Raw genomic sequence first — 18200 nt, forward strand, 5'->3', positions numbered from 1 at the left:
GGTTTCGGTCGGTGACGGTTTTGGATAGAGGCGATAATTACGCAGGAAAGTATTGTAGGAAAGTACCTATTGTTTTATGGGTGGTAGTAGTTTCCTACGATAAATGATGATGTTTCCTGCTTATCTTTAAGCGGCTTTTCCCGATACTTTCGCTCGGCAATTTCGCCGTGATGTTAGTTGTTGCGACTGTTGGGTTTCAGGAAGAAGTTCTGCCTGCTGAGTTAGGTGTGATAGGGGGAAGGAGTTCCCAGGCGTTGCATGATTAGCATCCAATTGATGCTATTTGAAGGAAATAGTAATGAAAAACAAATATGGTTTGGCGGCAATCACGCTTCTTGCATTAGCCTGCACCAATGCCCAGGCGGCTGACTTGCAAGTGACAGGCAGCATTGTTCCTGGCAGTTGCTCGCTGAATATTCCTACGTTGGCCGTCGATTATGGACGAATCAATGCCAAGGATCTGAGTCCTGTCGATTACACCAAATTGAACAAACTGAATACGGCGTTCAACATCACCTGTGATGGCCCGACGCTAGTTGCTTTAACCGCTATCGATAACCGGGAGGCCAGCAAAAAGCATGAAGCCATGGAGGTGATCGATCCTGGCCTAGCTGTGCCACTCAATAGTTTCGGGCTGGGGGCAAGCGCGGATGGCGATAAAATTGGCGCCTACAGCTTGCATGTTCGTAACTATTCTGTAGATGGAGGCACGGATTTCAAGACTATCTTGTCCGCAGTTGGATCGGGCGGTTGGATCGCTGCTGGAGATTTTCTGCGTAGCCGATCCAGTTATATGCTTTCGTGGTCTCCAAGTAGCGCCACTGCGCCGCATCTTTTGACAACAGTCTCTGGTGAGTTGGAAATCGAAGCAGCGATCAACAATACAACCGAACTGGTTGTGCGGGATGACCTGCAAATAGATGGCAGCGCAACGCTGGAACTGAACTACATCTGATGTTATTGCCAGCCCCGATCCCGGGGCTGGCTCTTTGCTGGATATATTGGCTCTGCACGGCTGATCGATGCTGACGAAGGAAAGGTCAGGCGTCCGGCTGTGGCCGTTTCGAGCATTTTATTCAGATCTATGTATCGCTCCATGAACTTCGATTCGTGGCGGGAGAGTGTGCCTTGGACTTTTTACTGAAACTTGGATTTGCTTTGCGTGCAGCGCTGTACCTGGGTTGTTTTGTTTGCGGCTCGGCGATGGCTGCCGGCATGCAACCGGAAACCACGGTGGTTATCTTTTATGAAGAGCATGGCGAGGCCAATATCAACCTCACCAATACCGATGCCGGCCCAGCGCTGCTTCATTCAAAGATTGAACACATACCGGAAGACCCCGAGCTGTCGGTGATCGTGACGCCGCCGATCATGCGGGTCGATGCCGGTGAAACGCAGTTGGTCCGTTTGATCGGGGCCTTCAAGGAGCCGCTCAAGACCCAGCGTCTCAAGCGTGTCACTTTCGAAGGGATCCCGCAGAAGAAATCCGATGGCGGTGCCACGGTGGGCATCAACATTCGCCATAACTTGCCGGTGATCATCCATCCCAAGGGTTTGCCTCGGCATCAGGCGCCCTGGGAACTCTTGAAATGGACAGTCGACGGGGAAAACCTGGCGGTGCAGAACGACAGCCCCTACGTCGTGCGCTTGTCGGAGCGGGTGCATCTGAACCCACCGAACACCTCGGTTTCCCTGCCCCGCACCTATATCTTGCCGGGCGAGACCCTGACGGCCGCGCTCAAGGAGGCTGTGCCCGAGCTCACGTCGGTCACGATCCAGCCCGCGACGCTGTATGGGTTTGCGATTGGCAATTTTGATGCGCCGGTCGTGAGTCGATGATGAAGGTCATGTACGCGGCGCCGCGCCTTATCGTACGCAACAGCGGTCGTCGGTGGGTTTGCGGATGGACGGGCAAACGACTCTGGTCACGCAAGTGGATCTTGTCCGCAGCGATCTGGTGCGGGACCGATGGCTATGTGCTCGCGCAGGAACAAGAGGCTCAGTTCGATGCCTCGATACTCTCTTCCCGAGGCGTCGACCCCGGTGTTTCGGATTATTTCCGTACCGCGCCGCGTTTTCACGAGGGCACACGCGTCGTGAGCCTGCGGCTCAACGGCAATCAACTCGGGTTGACCGAGGCGCAATTCGATCGCGATGGTGAGCTGTGCTTTACCCAAGGTTTGTTGGAGAAGGCCGGTTTGCGCGTGCCTGCTGCAATGATCAACCAAGGGGAAGGGGAAGCACCGACCTGCCATGACTTCCTTGCGCAATACCCCAATACGGTCGTGAGCCTGCGCCCCAATCGCGAAGAGGTCGCACTGGTGGTCCCGAGCGAGGCCTTTCGAGAGCAGGGGCTGAGCGAGGAAATGTTCTCCCGGGGCGGCCTGGCAGGGCTGCTCAACTACGATGTGCTGGGCCTGGAAAGCCAATCGCGTTCAGGCGGCGCAAACCGTTATCTCTCCCTGGCCACGGAAGCCGGGTTCAATCTGGGGGACTGGATTGTCCGCAGTCGCCAGCTTTACACCTCGATCAACGGGGTGCAACGCAGCGAGCATCTGTACGCCTATGCCCAGCGCGACCTGCTGGCTTTGCAATCGACTTTCCAGGTCGGACAGCTTTCCAGCAACAGTCCGGTGTTCGGTGGTGTGCAGTTCTCCGGTCTGCAGTTCTTTCCCGACGGCGTGAAGCGCGGCGGTGGCGCCAGTGGTGCCGTGGTGGAAGGGTTGGCCTTGAGTCAGTCCCGGGTGGAGGTCCGTCAGTCCGGTGCGTTGATTTACACAACGCTGGTGCCGGAAGGCCCCTTCACCCTCAGCAATTTGCCGCTCCTCAACGGCACCAGCGATCTTGAAGTGAGCGTGATCGAAGACAGTGGCGCAGAGCAGCGTTTTGTCGTGCCGGCGGCGTCGTTCCGGGGCACGGTTCCCGTTCAGTCGGGTTATTACCTTTCCCTGGGCCAGGTGCGTGGGTCAGGAGAAAGCGAGGGCGAGCAACCGTTGCTGGCGATGGGGAGCGCAAGCTGGGGGCTGGGGCAGAGCTCGGCGCTCAGCAGCGGCCTGGTGGGTGCGCAGACGTATCAGGCGATGGGGCTCGGGCTCGATACCCGACCACTGGCGAACCTTTCGGTTGGCGCGCGCAGCAACGTCTCCCATGACAAGGCCAGCGGCAGGTCCGGCGCGCGCAGCAGTCTTTCCCTGGGCACGGCGCTGGCCGACAACCTCGACCTGACACTCAGTGCCACCCGGCAGACGCCGGGCTACCGCGAAGTTTCAGAGATTCGTTACGTCGACAAAAATACCGAGCGGGATGATTTTCTGGCGTCGCGCTTCAAGAACCAATACACGGCCGGACTCAGCTGGTTCGATCCGGCGTTGGGTGGTTTCTCGGTGGGTTACTCCCAATCGTCGCAATTCGATGACCAGACGTACGCGCGCTTGTACGGCTCCTGGAGCAAATCGTTCAAGCATGCCAGCGTGAGTGCCCACATTGATTCGGCGGTGGGCACATCAGGGTCATACGACGAGGGTGTGTCGGTACGCCTGCAGGTCAGCGTACCGCTGGGCAAGGACCGTCGCGCCCGTTCCTCTCTAAGGCATCAGGGCAGCCGTTCGACCCTGGCGGCCGCCTACAGCGAGCGCGTCAACGAATACCTCAACTATGAGGTGGGGACCGAGCAAGGACTTAACCATCCGCAATCCCTGACGCGAGGCAGTGTCAACGCGACGCCACGTTATGCGCAGGTCGGGCTGGCGGCCAGTCAAGACCGTTTCAGCACTAATTACAGTGGCTACCTCAAAGGTGGTGTCGTAGCGCATGGACAAGGGGTGACTTTTTCCCCTTACCGGGTCCAGGAAACATTCGGCGTCGTTTCCTTGGGGGGTGTTCCAGGGGCCAGGATCAGCACACCGCAAGGCCCGGTATGGACGGACGCGAAAGGGCAGGCGGTCATCGCCAGTTTGCCCGCCTACAACAACAGTCGTCTCCAAGTGGACACCCGGTCGCTGCCCAAGCGCGTGGATATCCAGAACGGCACCAAGGTCCTGAGCGCCGGACGCGGTTCATTCAATGCCGTCGACTTCTCGGTGGTCAATGTTCGCAGGCTGTTGCTGCATGCCCGCGACGAAGGCGGTCAGGCGCTGCCGCAGGGTGTCTCGGTACTGGCTGAAAATGACGACTTCCTGACCAGCGTGGCTGGCGACGGCATGATTTTCCTTGGCGACATCGATGGGCAGCAGGCCCTGAAAGTTGCGTTGTCCGGAGCCAGGACCTGCCAGCTTCAATTCGAACTGATGGAGAACAACGATGAAGATCTTCCCTATGAGACCGCTTCGGCGGTATGCCGTGACCTTCAGTCAAATGAGGCACTGGCGACTGCCGAGGAACCTGAGTTGCCTGAGTTGCTTGATGCTGATGCTGATGCTGACGAACCCAGCGAAAGCTGAACAATGCAGTGTGTCGCTGAGCCAGGATCGGATCGATTATGGTCGCCTGCACTCCGGCGAGCTGCTTGTCGAGCAGCCGGGCCAGGCTGAACTGGCGCTCGGCAAGCGAACCCTGAACCTGAGTGTGGTCTGTCCCCAGCCCACCGCGATGGCTTTGCGTTTCGACAGCCCTGGCGCCGGCCCCGAAGCCTTCAGCCTGGGGCTCCACGGCAGTTTCACGCTAGGCCTCAAGCAGCCCCGGCTGGACGGGCAGGCCGTCGAACTGTTCCAAGGGCGTGCGCGTTCCCTGGAGCAGGGCAGCCGTCTGTTGCCTGGCCAGACCCTGGTCGCCCGGCAGGGCGGTGTACGCATCCAGGGGCGGATGTTTACGGCGCAAGTCGAGATCGAGACCTACTTGCCAGCCAGTGCGACCCGGGTGCGTGATGAAACCTTGATTGACGGTCGTGGCCGCTTCGAGCTGGTCCCCGGCCACTGAACGTCACGCCGCCGGTTCCACGGTACCGATGAAGTTCGCCAATTCGGCCGTCTGCGGATCGGCGAACAGCACCTTGGGATCGCCCACCTCATGCACCTTGCCCTGGTGCATGAACACCAGTTTGTCGCCCACTTCCCGGGCGAAGCGCATTTCGTGGGTGACCATGATCAGGGTCATGCCTTCCTTGGCCAGTTGCCGCACCACGCTGAGCACTTCGTTGACCAGTTCCGGGTCCAGGGCCGAGGTGATTTCGTCGCACAGCAGCACTTTCGGCGACATCGCCAGGGCGCGGGCAATCGCCACCCGTTGCTGCTGGCCGCCGGACAAGCGGTCGGGGAAGGCATCGAATTTCTCGCCAAGCCCGACCCGTTCCAACATCTGCCGCGCCAGCACGGCCGCCTTGGCCTTGGGCACTTTTTGCACAACCTGCGGCGCCAGCATCACGTTCTCGCCCACCGTCAGGTGCGGGAACAGGTTGAACTGCTGGAACACCATCCCGACTTTCTGCCGCAGGCTGCGCAGGTCGGCGCGGGCGGCATCGAGGTATTCGCCGTCGACTTCGATCACGCCGTCGTTGATCGATTCCAGGCCATTGAGGGTGCGCAGCAAGGTGGACTTGCCCGAGCCGCTGCGGCCGATGATCGCCACCACCTGGCCTTCCTCGACGCTCAGGTCGATGCCTTTGAGCACGTGATGATCGCCGTAGTATTTATGCAGGGCAGTAATTCTAAGCAGAGGCATGCAGTCTCCTTTCCAGGTAGCGCGCACTGAGGGACAAGGGGTAGCAGAGCAGGAAGTAACCGAGGGCGACCAGGCCGTAGACCATGAATGGCTCAAAGGTGGCGTTGGCGAGCATGCCGCCGGTCTTGGTCAGTTCGGTGAAGCCAATGATCGAAGTGACGGCGGTGCCTTTGACCACCTGCACGGAAAAGCCCACGGTCGGTGCCACGGCGATGCGCAGGGCCTGGGGCAGGATCACGTAGCGCAACTGTTCCAGCGGGTTGAGGGCCAGGCTCGCCGAAGCTTCCCACTGGCCGTGGGAAATCGAGTCGACACAACCGCGCCAGATCTCCGCCAGGTAGGCGCTGGTAAACAGCGTCAAGGCAATGGCCGCCGCCATCCACGGGGAAATCTCTACTCCGGCCAGGGCCACGCCGAAGAACACCAGGAACAGCTGCATCAACAGCGGCGTGCCTTGGAACAGCTCGATGTAGGTGCGGGCAATGTTACGGGGCAGGGCGCTTTTGGAGATGCGCAGCACCATCACCAGCAAGCCGATCACACCTCCGCCGATAAACGCCACCAGCGACAGCGCCAGGGTCCATTGCAGGCCGGTGAGCAGGTTGCGCACCACGTCCCAGAAAGTGAAATCGCTCATGGGCGGCCCCCAGTGCTGCTCTTGTACAGGCAGCGGCGGCCCACCCAGTTGAGGAACTGGCGGATCAACAGCGCCATGCACAAGTAGATGAGCGTGGTCAGGGCGTAGGTTTCGAACGCGCGGAAGTTGCGCGACTGAATGAAGTTGGCGGCAAAGCTCAGCTCTTCGGTGGCGATCTGCGAACAGACCGCCGAACCGAGCATCACGATGATGATCTGGCTGCTCAGGGCCGGCCAGACCTTGCCCAGCGCCGGCAGCAGCACCACGTGGCGCAAGGCTTCGAAGCGGCTCATCGCCAGGGCCGCGGCCGCTTCCAGTTGCCCCCGCGGGATGGCCTGGATACCGGCGCGAATGATCTCGGTGGAGTAGGCGCCAAGGTTGATCACCATCGCCAGCACCGCCGCCTGCCATTCGGAAATCTGCAGGCCCAGGGACGGCAAACCGAAGAAGATGAAAAACAACTGCACCAGGAACGGTGTGTTGCGGATCAATTCCACGTACACACCGAAGATCGCCGCGAACGGACGAATGTTCCAGGCCCGCACCACAGCCCCGACAATGCCCAGGCTGACCCCGAGCAACGTGCCGATGGCCGTCAGTTCCAGGGTGAACAGCGCGCCGCGCAACAGCAGCTCGGTGTTTTGCACCACCGGCAGAAAATCGAACTGATAAGCCATGCTCAGCCTCTCAAGCGACGGTCAGAGATCGGCCGGCAGCGGCTGCTTGAGCCAGGTCTGGGAATTCTTCTCCAGGCTGCCATCGGTCTTGGCGGTGGCGAGGATCTGGTTGACCTTGTCCAGCAGCGCCGGCTCGTTCTTGTTCACGCCCACGTACACCGGCGAGTCCTTGAGCTTCACCTTCAACGCCGGGACGCGCTTGGGGTTGCGTTCGCTGATGGCGACCATCACCACGTTGCCGCTGGCGATCAGGTCCACCTGGCCGGCCAGGTAGGCGGCGATGGTCGAGTTGTTGTCTTCGAAGCGCTTGATGGTGGTGCCTTCGGGGGCGACTTTGCTCAGTTCGATGTCTTCGATGGCGCCACGGGTGACGCTGATGGTCTTGCCCTTGAGGTCGTCCAGGGTGTTGATGGCGGCATCAGGTGGACCGAACACGGCCAGGTAGAACGGCGCGTAGGCGCTGGAGAAGTCGATGACTTTTTCGCGCTCCGGGTTCTTGCCCAGGCTGGAAATCACCAGGTCGACCTTACCGGTGGTCAGGAAGGGGATGCGGTTGGTGCTGTTGACCGGCGTCAGTTCAAGCTTGACCTTGAGCTGGTCGGCCAGCAGTTTTGCGGTGTCGATGTCCAGGCCGCGGGGTTTCATGTCCGGGCCGACCGAACCGAATGGCGGGAAGTCCTGGGGCACGGCGACCTTGAGGGTGCCCCGCTTGACCACGTCGTCCAGGCCGTCGGCATGGGCGGGCAACTGACTAAGCATCAGGCTGGCAAACAGGGCTGTGAGCAGGACGCTGCAACGCTGAATCATGGCGAATCTCCGCAATCGGTGATGTGATTTCTGCGTTCGGACAGAGCACAGGCCATGCCAAGGCGACTTTCCATCGGCCGAAGCCACGGTTTTGCTGGTGGGGAGCGGTCTTACTGGTCTGAACAGTTGTGCCGCGTTTCGCACCGTTATCGGGCGTCGGCATTTGTCGCCGAACCCTGCTGGGGCACGACTTGCCGGGGGCGGCGAATAGCTTTACAACTAGCCGCTCACTGGCCCGGTTCGTCTGAAAAAATCATGAATTCCATCGCTCGTGCCGTTCCTGAAGTGGCCCTGCAAGCCATCCGCAAACTGATCGTCGATGAAGGCTTCGGCCCGGGCGATGCGCTGCCGTCGCAACGGGACCTGGCGCTGCAACTGGGCGTGAGCCGGGCGTCGCTGCGCGAAGCGCTGTCCTCCCTGAGTGCCTTGGGCATGATCAGCGTGCAGCCGGGCAAGGGGGTGTTCGTGCAGGCACCGGTAGAGGCTCCACGCGGCGAGTCGGCGCCGGGCTGGCCGTTCGCGGCCCAGATCTCGCCGGTGGATATCTTCCAGTTGCGCTACGCCCTGGAGGGCTTTGCGGCGGGGTTGGCTGCAGTGACACTCAGCGCCGATGAGCTCGACCGGCTGCAAGACAATGTCGAAGCCATGCGTCGGGAATTGAAGGTCGGGGATTTCGACGCCGCCGCGCGGCTGGATTTCGAATTCCATCGGCGCATCCTGCTGGCCAGCGGTAACCAGGCGATGTTGAGCATCCTCACCGCCAGCGCTGACATCTTCCTGGAAAGCCAGAAGCTACCGTTCATCCGGGCGGAGCGGGCGATGGAAACCTGGCAGGAGCATCGCAAGATCCTTCGCGCCCTGGCCCGTCGGGCGTCAGGCGCCGCGCAAAAAGCCATGCAGGAACATGTACGTAACGCTGCGCTGCGTACCGGAATTTCCTTCGTGGCGCCTGTGGCCTCGTGACTTGAGCTATACCCAAATACATCTGCCGCCATAGCGAGACTCAATCAACTCAAGCTTCCTGAACCTGGGAAGGGCAGCTATGATGGGCCACGTTTTTTTGCTGATTACCCCGGAGATTTCCATGAGCAGCGATCTGATCAAACACGTTAGCGACGCTAGCTTCGAAGCTGACGTACTCAAGGCCGAAGGCGCAGTGCTGGTCGACTATTGGGCTGAGTGGTGCGGTCCCTGCAAAATGATCGCCCCGGTCCTGGACGAGATTGCCGAGACCTACAAGGGCAAGCTGACCGTTGCCAAGCTGAACATCGACGAGAACCAGGAGACTCCGGCCAAGCACGGCGTGCGTGGTATCCCGACCCTGATGCTGTTCAAGAACGGCAACGTCGAAGCCACCAAGGTCGGTGCGCTGTCGAAGTCGCAACTGGCCGCTTTCCTCGACGCCAACATCTAAGCGCCGAATGCCATTGAAAAAGCCCCGCAAATCGCGGGGCTTTTTCGTTATTCAGGGCTAGACGCTCGCAAACCCAGGTGTTACATTCGGCCCCGCACTGGTTTCTCCATTGCCCCCTGCAAGCCGTCGCCGACGCTCTCCTTTCGAATAAGTACGCGATCCTGTCGCCTTCTCCGCGGCGCGGCCTCATTAAGCCAAAAGCTTAATTTCCCCCCTCCATAAATGATTACGTCATTCCTATATGAATCTGACTGAACTCAAGCAAAAGCCGATTACCGAACTGCTCGAATTGGCCGAACAGATGGGCATAGAAAATATGGCCCGTTCGCGCAAGCAGGACGTGATTTTCTCCCTGCTCAAGAAGCACGCGAAAAGCGGCGAGGAAATCTCCGGTGATGGCGTGCTGGAGATTCTCCAGGACGGCTTCGGCTTCCTTCGCTCCGCAGACGCTTCCTATCTCGCCGGCCCAGACGATATCTACGTCTCGCCGAGCCAGATCCGTCGCTTCAACTTGCGCACCGGTGACACCATCGTTGGCAAGATCCGCCCTCCGAAGGAAGGCGAGCGTTACTTCGCCCTGCTCAAGGTCGACACGATCAACTACGACCGTCCGGAAAACGCGAAGAACAAGATTCTCTTCGAGAACCTGACCCCGCTGTTCCCGACCGTGCGCATGAAGATGGAAGCCGGCAACGGTTCCACCGAAGACCTCACCGGTCGTGTCATCGACCTGTGCGCACCCATCGGCAAAGGCCAGCGCGGCCTGATCGTGGCGCCGCCGAAAGCGGGCAAGACGATCATGCTGCAGAACATCGCGGCCAACATCGCCCGTAACAACCCTGAAGTTCATCTGATCGTGCTGCTGATCGACGAACGTCCGGAAGAAGTGACCGAGATGCAGCGCACCGTACGCGGCGAAGTGGTTGCCTCGACGTTCGACGAGCCGCCGACCCGCCACGTGCAGGTTGCCGAAATGGTGATCGAGAAGGCCAAGCGCCTGGTCGAACACAAGAAAGACGTGGTGATCCTGCTGGACTCCATCACCCGTTTGGCCCGTGCCTACAACACCGTGATCCCGAGTTCCGGCAAGGTGCTGACCGGTGGTGTCGATGCCCACGCCCTGGAAAAACCCAAGCGTTTCTTCGGCGCCGCGCGGAACATCGAGGAAGGCGGCTCGCTGACCATCATCGCCACCGCACTGGTTGAAACCGGTTCGAAGATGGACGAAGTGATCTACGAGGAATTCAAGGGTACCGGCAACATGGAGCTGCCCCTGGATCGTCGTATCGCCGAAAAGCGTGTGTTCCCGGCCATCAACATCAACCGTTCCGGCACGCGCCGCGAAGAGTTGCTGACCGCCGACGACGAGCTGCAGCGCATGTGGATCCTGCGCAAGCTGCTGCATCCGATGGATGAAGTCGCCGCCATCGAGTTCCTGGTCGACAAGCTGAAAACGACCAAGACCAACGATGAGTTCTTCCTGTCGATGAAGCGCAAGTAACACGAAGCAACGCTTCAAAAAAAGAGCGCCCCTGACCGGGCGCTCTTTTTTGGGCTGGATTTATATCAAGGCAGACAACTTTTTGCAGGCTGGCAGTGTCCTTGTTGTGGCATTTGTATTTTTAAACGATTTAAACGATTTAAACGATTTAAACGACAAGGAGCGTTATGCACACATTTGGCAATCGCCGTGACATCGACGGCTTGAGGGCCTTGGCCGTTATTCCGGTGGTGCTGTTTCACTTCGGTTTCAGCACGTTCAGCGGTGGTTTTGTCGGGGTCGACGTCTTCTTTGTCATTTCCGGGTTCCTGATCACCAGCATCCTCTTCCGTGAGATTGGCGCGCAACGTTTCAGTTTTGTCGATTTCTGGGCCCGGCGTGCGCGACGCATCCTGCCGGCCTTGAGCCTGGTGCTGTTGGCAACGCTGGCCCTGGGTTGGTTGCTGCTGACAGACAAGGATTTTTCCGAGCTTGGCCGGACGGTTCGTTACCAATCGCTGTTCATTTCAAACATCTTGTTCATGCGTGAAGACGGCTACTTCGAGCCAGCGTCGGATCTCAAACCGCTGCTTCATACCTGGTCGCTGGCTGTTGAAGAGCAGTACTACATTTTCTTTCCGTTGCTGATGGTGTTGTTGATGCGCCATGTTCGTCATTGGCGCTGGATGCTGTTTGCCGTATTGCTGATTTCTTTCGGGCTGAACATCGCCTACATCGACCGCAAGCCTGACGTGACGTTCTTCTCGTTGCCGACACGGGCCTGGGAGCTGTTGTGCGGTGCGATGCTCGCGGTATTGCCCACCTCAAGACATGCCGTGAGGCCGTGGCTCTATCAGCTGGCGGGTGTGGCTGGGTTGGCGGCGGTTCTGGTGGCGGTGTTCACTTTTGACAGGACCACGACGTTCCCGGGTTGGGCCGCTTTACTGCCTGTCCTTGGCGCTACCGCGCTGATCTGGTCCGGGGCACAGGGTTCGACCTGGGTGGCTCAACTGCTCGGTACCAGGGTGCTCGTCTGGATTGGCTTGATTTCCTATTCCCTTTACCTGTGGCATTGGCCGGTCTACGTCTATGCCAATGCTATTTCCATCGACGGTATCGAACATCTGGAGGCCGTGGGCTGGATACTGCTGGCGTTGAGTCTTGCCTGGCTGAGCTGGCGCTTCGTCGAGCTTCCGTTTCGTGAGAAGCGCTTGTTGCCCGGACGCAAGCCGGTGCTGGTGGGAGGCTTGCTGGCCATGGCTGCCCTGGCGGTGACAGGTTCGGTGGTGCGTTCGGCGGATGGCTTTCCTCAGCGCCTTACCGGCAAGGCGTTGGAGTATGCGCAGGCGCGGGAGTGGAAGGCCGGGCAGATGAAATGCTTGCTGATGACTTCGGACAAGCATCTGGACAAGGCGTGTCTGATTGGCGAGAACAAAGAGGTTCCGGCAACTCAACTGTTCTGGGGCGACAGCCATGCCGCGGCGTTGTTGCCGGCAATCGAAAGCAACGCCACGCGTGAGGGGCGTCCGGTGTGGCTTTACAGCATGAGCGGCTGTCCGCCGATCCTGAGCGACGGCCTGCGCCAGCGTTGCAGCGACTTCAATGAAGCGACCATGGAGCAGGTTCGCCGCCTGCAGATCAAGGATGTGGTGTTGGCCTCCAACTGGAGTCTTTACGTCTATGGTCGCGAGGACGGCGACAGGAACATGGTCCTCAACCCCCGCGACGATACGGCCGAGGCCGAGGCGCGCATGGCCGCGGCGCTCAAGGCCCGGGTGGCGATGTTAAGGGCGGCGGGCGTGCAAGTGTGGTTGTTCAAGGAAGTGCCGCTGCAGCGCGAGAGCGCTATCAATCGATTGACGAGCCTGGCCCGGGTCGGACGTTCGGCCGAAGGGTTGGGGCGCCCGCTCCAGGAGCACTTGACCCGCCAGCACTTTCTCAGTGCCTTGTTCGAGTCGATGAGCGCCGCCGATCCAGGCGTGCATGTCATCGATCCGACGCCGCTGATGTGTGCGGGACAGATCTGCAGCATTGAGGTCAATGGTTACTCACAGTACAAGGATGAGGATCATCTGTCTGATCTCGGCAGTACCCGACTAAGTCCACTGTTTGCTCCAGTGCTGTTGGGTACAACCGAAAATTGATCGCGCCGCGCACGCGCGGGCTGCTGTTTGGGCGTTAGAGCAGGTAGGATGTACGCCTATTTTCGGGGTGGCATCTCAATGAAATTCAAGGATCTTCGGGATTTCGTGCAGCAGCTTGAGCAGCGCGGCGAGTTGAAACGCATCCAGGTTCCTATCTCTCCAGTGCTGGAGATGACGGAAGTCTGCGACCGCACGCTTCGGGCCAAAGGCCCGGCGCTGCTATTCGAGAACCCTACGGGCTACGACATTCCAGTGCTGGGCAACCTGTTCGGCACACCGGAGCGCGTGGCCCTGGGCATGGGCGCCGAAGCCGTCAGCGAACTGCGCGAAATCGGCAAGCTGCTGGCGTTCCTCAAGGAGCCCGAGCCGCCAAAAGGCCTGAAGGACGCTTGGTCCAAGCTGCCGATTTTCCGCAAGATCATTTCCATGGCGCCGAAAGTCGTCAAGGATGCGATCTGCCAGGAAGTGGTGATCGAGGGCGACGATGTCGACTTGGCCATGCTGCCGGTGCAGACCTGCTGGCCGGGCGACGTGGCCCCGCTGATCACCTGGGGCCTGACCGTCACCAAAGGCCCGAACAAGGACCGCCAGAACTTGGGCATCTACCGTCAGCAGGTGATTGGCCGCAACAAGGTCATCATGCGCTGGCTGAGCCACCGGGGCGGGGCGCTGGACTACCGTGAGTGGTGTGAAAAACACCCCGGCCAGCCCTTTCCGGTGTCGGTGGCCCTGGGCGCGGACCCCGCGACCATTCTCGGTGCCGTCACGCCCGTGCCCGATAGCCTTTCCGAATATGCCTTCGCCGGCCTGTTGCGCGGCAACCGTACCGAGTTGGTGAAATGCCGTGGCAATAACCTGCAAGTGCCGGCCACCGCTGAGATCATTCTTGAAGGTGTGATCCATCCCGGCGAAATGGCCGATGAGGGGCCGTACGGCGACCACACCGGTTACTACAACGAAGTCGACAGTTTCCCGGTGTTCACCGTCGAGCGCATCACCCATAGGATCAAACCGATTTACCACAGCACCTACACCGGCCGTCCACCCGATGAGCCGGCCATTCTCGGCGTGGCGCTGAACGAAGTGTTCGTGCCGATCCTGCAGAAGCAGTTTCCGGAAATCACCGATTTCTATCTGCCGCCGGAAGGTTGTTCGTATCGCATGGCCGTGGTGACCATGAAGAAGTCGTATCCGGGGCACGCCAAGCGCGTGATGCTCGGGGTCTGGTCGTTTTTGCGACAGTTCATGTACACCAAGTTCGTTATCGTCACCGACGACGATATCAACGCACGGGACTGGAACGACGTGATCTGGGCCATCACCACGCGCATGGACCCCAAGCGCGACACGGTGATGATCGAGAATACGCCGATCGACTACCTCGACTTCGCCTCGCCGGTGTCTGGCCTGGGGTCGAAGATGGGGCTCGATGCCACGCATAAATGGCCCGGTGAAACCACTCGCGAGTGGGGCCGGGTTATCGTCAAGGATGAAGCCGTTACCCAACGGATCGATGCCATCTGGAATCAGTTAGGAATAGATTGATGCGTGTAACCTTGCAGCCTTCCGGAGCGGTGCTGGAGATACGGCCCGCCGAGCGGATTCTCGATGGCGCGCGGCGCCTGGGCTATGAATGCCCGCAAAGCTGCCGCAACGGCAACTGCCATGTCTGTGGTGCGTTGCTGGTGGAGGGCCGTGTGCAACAGGCGGGCGAGGTGCGCGATCACGGTGAGATCTTCACGTGCATCGCCGAGCCGTTGGAGGACTGCGTGGTGTTGTGGGATGGCGTGCTGTCGCCGGGTGAACTGCCGGTACGCAACCTGGCGTGTCAGGTGATCGAGTGCGCCGATGTGGGCGGCGATGTCTGGCGAGTGCGCCTGCGGGCGCCAGCGGGCAAGCCACCGCGCTACCACGCCGGGCAGTACCTGCTGATCGAACGGGAAAGCGGCGAAAAATCGGCGTTCTCCCTGGCCTCGGCGCCGCATTCCGGGCGCGAGCTGCAGTTGCACGTATTGGTGCGCGAAAGCAGTGCACGGGCGCTGCTGGAACAACTGCAACGCAACCCCAGCGTGCGTGTCGAAATGCCTTTTGGCGACACCCATTTGTCCGAGCTGCCGGACGGGCCGCTGGTGTTGATCGCCGCCGGTACCGGCATGGCGCAGATGCACAGCTTGATCGAGCATTGCCGCGCGGCGGGTTTCAAGCACCCGGTGCATCTGTACTGGGGCGTGCGGCGGCCGGACGATTTCTATGAAATCGAGCATTGGGACGAATGGAAAAAACTGCCGAACCTGTTCCTGCATAAAGTCGTCAGCGACTTGTGCGGCTGGGAAGGGCGTTGCGGGATGCTCCATGAAGCGGTGTGCGAGGACCTCAGCGATCTTTCCGGCGTGCACGTCTACGCCAGCGGCTCGCCGGCCATGATCTACGCCACGCTCGATGCGCTGGTGGAAGCCGGCATGGACGCCCATCAAATGCGCGCCGACGTATTTGCGTATGCGCCGCGGGCTTGAGCCGCACATTCGGCATCACACCTAAGCCCTGGGCAGTGCTCTTGTGGCGAGGGAGCTTGCTCCCGCTCGGTTGCGCAGCAACCGCCTCATTTAGGGCCGCTACGCAGTCCAGCGGGAGCAAGCTCCCTCGCCAAAAGTGAATCCCGCCTTTTCCATCGATATAACTTCATATATTTCGTTTCGATATTTAGTCTCAAGGACAGATACCGATAACGTATATAGAGCGTGGATGGCATTTAACTTGCCTGGATCCCCGTGAACGTCAACCTCATGACGTCCCCCATTCACTTTCCAACCCGCGAGGAGCCAACCGCTACCGGCCATGAGTGCTATCGAATCCGCCATCACCTGTGCCTTGTACCCGCCACGACTCGAGCTGGGGCCGCAGCTGACCCGTGAGCAATTGCTCGCCTCGATGCGATTGACCATGAGTCTCCACCAGGGCGGTCCGGTCTGGCTGTTCGCGTACGGTTCATTGATCTGGCGGCCTGAATGCACGGCGGTGGAGCGCATGCGCGGTCGGGTCCATGGTTATCATCGCGGTTTGTACCTGTGGTCCCACGAACACCGTGGTACCCCGGAGTTGCCGGGGCTGGTGTTCGGATTGGATCGCGGCGGTTCGTGCAGCGGGTTCGCCTACCGATTGCCGGAGGGGAATCTCGAAGACTCGCTGTTTGCCCTCTGGCAGCGCGAGATGCCGGTGCCGTCCTATCGCCCGCACTGGCTCAGTTGCCGTCTCGAGGATGGCAGCCGGGTGCAAGCCTTGGGATTTGTGCTGGAGCGGCACCTGCCCAGCTATGCCGGCAACTTGCCGGACCATGTGCTGAGCCAGGTGTTCGAAAGCGCCTGCGGGCGTTACGGCACCACTCGCGATTACGTCGAGCAGACCGTCCACGCCCTGCGTAGCCACGCCATGCCAGACCGAAGTCTGGAGGCGCGGCTCAAGCGCTGCCAATCAGCGCTGGATCAGGCGACCGCTTCGCGGCTCTGACTGGCGATTTGTTTGTGCCACAGGGTTGGCGCGAGGAATGCCATCGCCAGCAGGCACGCACCGATCAACAGCACAAACCCACCGTCCCAGCCAAAGTGGTCCACGGTGTAGCCCATGGCGGCGCTGGCCGCGACCGAACCACCCAGATAACCAAACAGGCCAGTGAAACCCGCAGCGGTACCGGCGGCTTTCTTCGGCGCCAGTTCCAATGCCTGCAAACCGATCAGCATCACCGGGCCGTAGATCAGGAAACCGATGGAAACCAGGGCGATCATGTCGACCGTCGGGTTGCCGGCCGGATTCAGCCAGTACACCAGGGTTGCCACGGTCACCAAGGCCATGAACACCATGCCGGTCAGGCCACGGTTGCCACGGAAGATCTTGTCCGACATCCAGCCACACAGCAGCGTGCCGGGAATGCCCGCCCACTCGTAGAAGAAATAGGCCCAGGAGCTCTTGTCCACCGTGAAGCCCTTGGCTTCCTTGAGGTAGGTCGGCGCCCAGTCCAGCACGCCGTAGCGCAGCAGGTAGACGAAGACGTTGGCCATGGCGATGTACCAGAGCATTTTGTTGCGCAGCACGTACTTGACGAAGATTTCCTTGGCGCTGAATTCGTTCTCGTGGCTGGCGTCGTAGCCTTCCGGGTAGTCGTTCTTGTATTTCTCGATCGGCGGCAAGCCCACCGATTGCGGGGTGTCGCGCATGGTCGCGAAGGCAAACACCGCAACGACGAGCGCTACGGTAGCAGGCACATAGAATGCCGCGTGCCAATCATTGAACCAGGCCATCCCCAGCAGGAACAGCGGACCGATCAGGCCGCCGCCGACGTTGTGCGCCACGTTCCACACCGACACCACGCCGCCACGTTCCTTCTGCGACCACCAGTGCACCATGGTCCGTCCGCTTGGCGGCCAGCCCATGCCTTGGGCCCAGCCGTTGATGAATAGCAGGATGAACATGATGGTGACGCTGGACGTTGCCCAGGGCGCGAAACCGAACACGAACATCACCCCCGCCGAGACCAGCAAGCCGAAGGGCAGGAAGTAACGCGGATTGGAACGGTCGGACACCAGGCCCATGAGGAACTTCGACAGCCCGTAGGCAATGGCGATGGCCGACATGGCCAGGCCCAGCTGGCCACGGGTGTAACCCTCGTCGATCAGATAGGGCATGGCCAGGGAGAAGTTCTTGCGCAGCAGGTAATACCCGGCGTAGCCAATGAAGATCCCGGCGAAGATCTGCCAGCGAAGGCGTCGGTAGGTGCTGTCTATTTTTTCTTCAGGCAGGACTGCCTGGTGTGCGGCAGGTCGAAAGAAAGCAAACATTCAAGTGCTCCAGGTTCTTGTTATGGCGGCGGATGCGAATGTTACAGTTTCGTTACCGAAAATAGCATTGCTCGTTGGCGCATAAACAGCGGAAATTTCGATTGATCATGTTCTTAAGTGAACATGTCGCTCAGGCGTAAGCGAAGGGCGTCGTAGGAAATGTCTTCGCAAAGCCTTTTCATGCGCCGTATCGATGAATACGGGGCAATGCAGTGGGAAACCTCCTTCGCCCAAATGGGAAGTCTCGCTATATAGCCCATGGGCCAGGGCTTTACCCTTTCACGTTTCCGCCAGGTCTGGCATTCAGGTGAGGGGTAAGGGTATGAGGTGGTGTGTCGTGGTGTTGTTGCTGTGCTTGCCCGGCATGAGCGGGGCAGAGGTGTTGTTGGTGCCCGAACACAATCCCAAGCCGGATTACCCGACAACCTGGTCTGGAAGGGCATCACAATGCGTTTCTCGTCAAACAGCTACCGGAAACCGAGCGCCTGGCCTTGATCGCCCGGTTCAACAGGCTCCTGCCCTCGATCGTGCAGCGTTGTGGGCGTTTTCCTGCGACA

16 protein-coding genes are annotated in these 18200 nt (G+C 60.0%); 11 read left to right on the forward strand and 5 right to left on the reverse strand.

All coding sequences use genetic code 11. The features are described 5' to 3' along the window. The first annotated feature begins 298 nt into the window (after positions 1-298). The 4 genes from AB4N80_RS06430 (at position 299) to AB4N80_RS06445 (ending at position 4914) form a co-directional block, all read left to right on the forward strand. The gene (locus AB4N80_RS06430) at positions 299-955 is read left to right on the forward strand and encodes a DUF1120 domain-containing protein (protein WP_122567501.1); all 657 of its coding nucleotides are present in this window, start codon (positions 299-301) and stop codon (positions 953-955) included. 248 nt (positions 956-1203) lie between these two features. Then, positions 1204-1839, forward strand: a complete 636-nt coding sequence (locus AB4N80_RS06435; RefSeq protein WP_240998497.1) for a fimbria/pilus chaperone family protein — start codon at positions 1204-1206, stop codon at positions 1837-1839. 8 nt (positions 1840-1847) lie between these two features. Then, entirely contained in the window at positions 1848-4439 is a 2592-nt protein-coding gene (locus AB4N80_RS06440; RefSeq protein WP_460083024.1) for a fimbria/pilus outer membrane usher protein, read from the forward strand. Then, positions 4402-4914 (forward strand): hypothetical protein, encoded by a 513-nt coding sequence (locus AB4N80_RS06445; RefSeq protein WP_240998490.1) that lies wholly within the window; start codon positions 4402-4404, stop codon positions 4912-4914. The genes AB4N80_RS06440 and AB4N80_RS06445 overlap by 38 nt, the downstream gene beginning before the upstream one ends. 3 nt (positions 4915-4917) lie before the next feature. On the opposite strand, the gene AB4N80_RS06450 is transcribed toward AB4N80_RS06445, so the two are convergent. From AB4N80_RS06450 to AB4N80_RS06465, 4 genes are read right to left on the reverse strand one after another with little or no spacing between them, the layout of a single operon-like run. After that, entirely contained in the window at positions 4918-5655 is a 738-nt protein-coding gene (locus tag AB4N80_RS06450) for an amino acid ABC transporter ATP-binding protein (protein WP_024619803.1), read from the reverse strand. After that, complete coding sequence (locus tag AB4N80_RS06455; RefSeq protein ID WP_077507224.1) at positions 5642-6292, reverse strand: amino acid ABC transporter permease; 651 nt, start codon at positions 6290-6292, stop codon at positions 5642-5644. Before AB4N80_RS06455 ends, AB4N80_RS06450 begins: the two co-directional genes overlap by 14 nt. After that, positions 6289-6969, reverse strand: coding sequence for an amino acid ABC transporter permease (locus AB4N80_RS06460; RefSeq protein WP_460081199.1), 681 nt, complete (start codon positions 6967-6969; stop codon positions 6289-6291). The genes AB4N80_RS06455 and AB4N80_RS06460 overlap by 4 nt, the downstream gene beginning before the upstream one ends. A 21-nt stretch (positions 6970-6990) precedes the next feature. Further along, positions 6991-7776 (reverse strand): transporter substrate-binding domain-containing protein, encoded by a 786-nt coding sequence (locus tag AB4N80_RS06465; protein WP_305468798.1) that lies wholly within the window; start codon positions 7774-7776, stop codon positions 6991-6993. A 255-nt stretch (positions 7777-8031) separates the two neighbouring features. Between AB4N80_RS06465 and AB4N80_RS06470 the strand changes: the two genes are divergently transcribed. From AB4N80_RS06470 to AB4N80_RS06500, 7 genes are all read left to right on the forward strand, one after another. Further along, complete coding sequence (locus AB4N80_RS06470) at positions 8032-8739, forward strand: FadR/GntR family transcriptional regulator (RefSeq protein WP_305468797.1); 708 nt, start codon at positions 8032-8034, stop codon at positions 8737-8739. Between the two features lie 121 nt (positions 8740-8860). Beyond that, complete coding sequence (gene trxA, locus AB4N80_RS06475) at positions 8861-9190, forward strand: thioredoxin TrxA (protein WP_003206727.1); 330 nt, start codon at positions 8861-8863, stop codon at positions 9188-9190. Positions 9191-9431: 241 nt separating this feature from the next. Beyond that, complete coding sequence (gene rho / locus AB4N80_RS06480; RefSeq protein WP_046039047.1) at positions 9432-10691, forward strand: transcription termination factor Rho; 1260 nt, start codon at positions 9432-9434, stop codon at positions 10689-10691. A gap of 167 nt (positions 10692-10858) precedes the next feature. Continuing rightward, positions 10859-12814 carry an acyltransferase family protein gene (locus tag AB4N80_RS06485; RefSeq protein ID WP_122567497.1) on the forward strand — a complete coding sequence of 652 codons (1956 nt, stop codon included), beginning with the start codon at positions 10859-10861 and terminating at the stop codon, positions 12812-12814. Between the two features lie 78 nt (positions 12815-12892). Beyond that, positions 12893-14359 carry a 4-hydroxy-3-polyprenylbenzoate decarboxylase gene (ubiD, locus tag AB4N80_RS06490; RefSeq protein ID WP_122567817.1) on the forward strand — a complete coding sequence of 489 codons (1467 nt, stop codon included), beginning with the start codon at positions 12893-12895 and terminating at the stop codon, positions 14357-14359. Beyond that, a complete protein-coding gene (locus AB4N80_RS06495; protein ID WP_122567496.1) occupies positions 14359-15327 on the forward strand; it encodes a CDP-6-deoxy-delta-3,4-glucoseen reductase in 969 nt (322 codons plus the stop codon). Before ubiD ends, AB4N80_RS06495 begins: the two co-directional genes overlap by 1 nt. A 322-nt stretch (positions 15328-15649) precedes the next feature. Further along, entirely contained in the window at positions 15650-16318 is a 669-nt protein-coding gene (locus tag AB4N80_RS06500; protein ID WP_460081203.1) for a gamma-glutamylcyclotransferase, read from the forward strand. Here AB4N80_RS06500 and glpT read toward each other — a convergent pair. Continuing rightward, positions 16294-17643, reverse strand: coding sequence for a glycerol-3-phosphate transporter (glpT, locus tag AB4N80_RS06505; protein ID WP_122567494.1), 1350 nt, complete (start codon positions 17641-17643; stop codon positions 16294-16296). The two genes, AB4N80_RS06500 and glpT, sit on opposite strands and share 25 nt — an antisense overlap. Positions 17644-18200 lie beyond the last annotated feature (557 nt).

This window comes from Pseudomonas sp. H3_A02, assembly GCF_054671965.1.

Bases quoted from the DNA above. Each gene is read 5' to 3' on its own strand.
- AB4N80_RS06430 (WP_122567501.1), top strand. From the start codon at position 299: ATGAAAAACAAATATGGTTTGGCGGCAATCACGCTTCTTGCATTAGCC.
- AB4N80_RS06435 (WP_240998497.1), top strand. From the start codon at position 1,204: ATGGCTGCCGGCATGCAACCGGAAACCACGGTGGTTATCTTTTATGAA.
- AB4N80_RS06440 (WP_460083024.1), top strand. From the start codon at position 1,848: ATGTACGCGGCGCCGCGCCTTATCGTACGCAACAGCGGTCGTCGGTGG.
- AB4N80_RS06445 (WP_240998490.1), top strand. From the start codon at position 4,402: ATGCTGATGCTGATGCTGACGAACCCAGCGAAAGCTGAACAATGCAGT.
- AB4N80_RS06450 (WP_024619803.1), bottom strand. From the start codon at position 5,655: ATGCCTCTGCTTAGAATTACTGCCCTGCATAAATACTACGGCGATCAT.
- AB4N80_RS06455 (WP_077507224.1), bottom strand. From the start codon at position 6,292: ATGAGCGATTTCACTTTCTGGGACGTGGTGCGCAACCTGCTCACCGGC.
- AB4N80_RS06460 (WP_460081199.1), bottom strand. From the start codon at position 6,969: ATGGCTTATCAGTTCGATTTTCTGCCGGTGGTGCAAAACACCGAGCTG.
- AB4N80_RS06465 (WP_305468798.1), bottom strand. From the start codon at position 7,776: ATGATTCAGCGTTGCAGCGTCCTGCTCACAGCCCTGTTTGCCAGCCTG.
- AB4N80_RS06470 (WP_305468797.1), top strand. From the start codon at position 8,032: ATGAATTCCATCGCTCGTGCCGTTCCTGAAGTGGCCCTGCAAGCCATC.
- trxA (WP_003206727.1), top strand. From the start codon at position 8,861: ATGAGCAGCGATCTGATCAAACACGTTAGCGACGCTAGCTTCGAAGCT.
- rho (WP_046039047.1), top strand. From the start codon at position 9,432: ATGAATCTGACTGAACTCAAGCAAAAGCCGATTACCGAACTGCTCGAA.
- AB4N80_RS06485 (WP_122567497.1), top strand. From the start codon at position 10,859: ATGCACACATTTGGCAATCGCCGTGACATCGACGGCTTGAGGGCCTTG.
- ubiD (WP_122567817.1), top strand. From the start codon at position 12,893: ATGAAATTCAAGGATCTTCGGGATTTCGTGCAGCAGCTTGAGCAGCGC.
- AB4N80_RS06495 (WP_122567496.1), top strand. From the start codon at position 14,359: ATGCGTGTAACCTTGCAGCCTTCCGGAGCGGTGCTGGAGATACGGCCC.
- AB4N80_RS06500 (WP_460081203.1), top strand. From the start codon at position 15,650: ATGAGTGCTATCGAATCCGCCATCACCTGTGCCTTGTACCCGCCACGA.
- glpT (WP_122567494.1), bottom strand. From the start codon at position 17,643: ATGTTTGCTTTCTTTCGACCTGCCGCACACCAGGCAGTCCTGCCTGAA.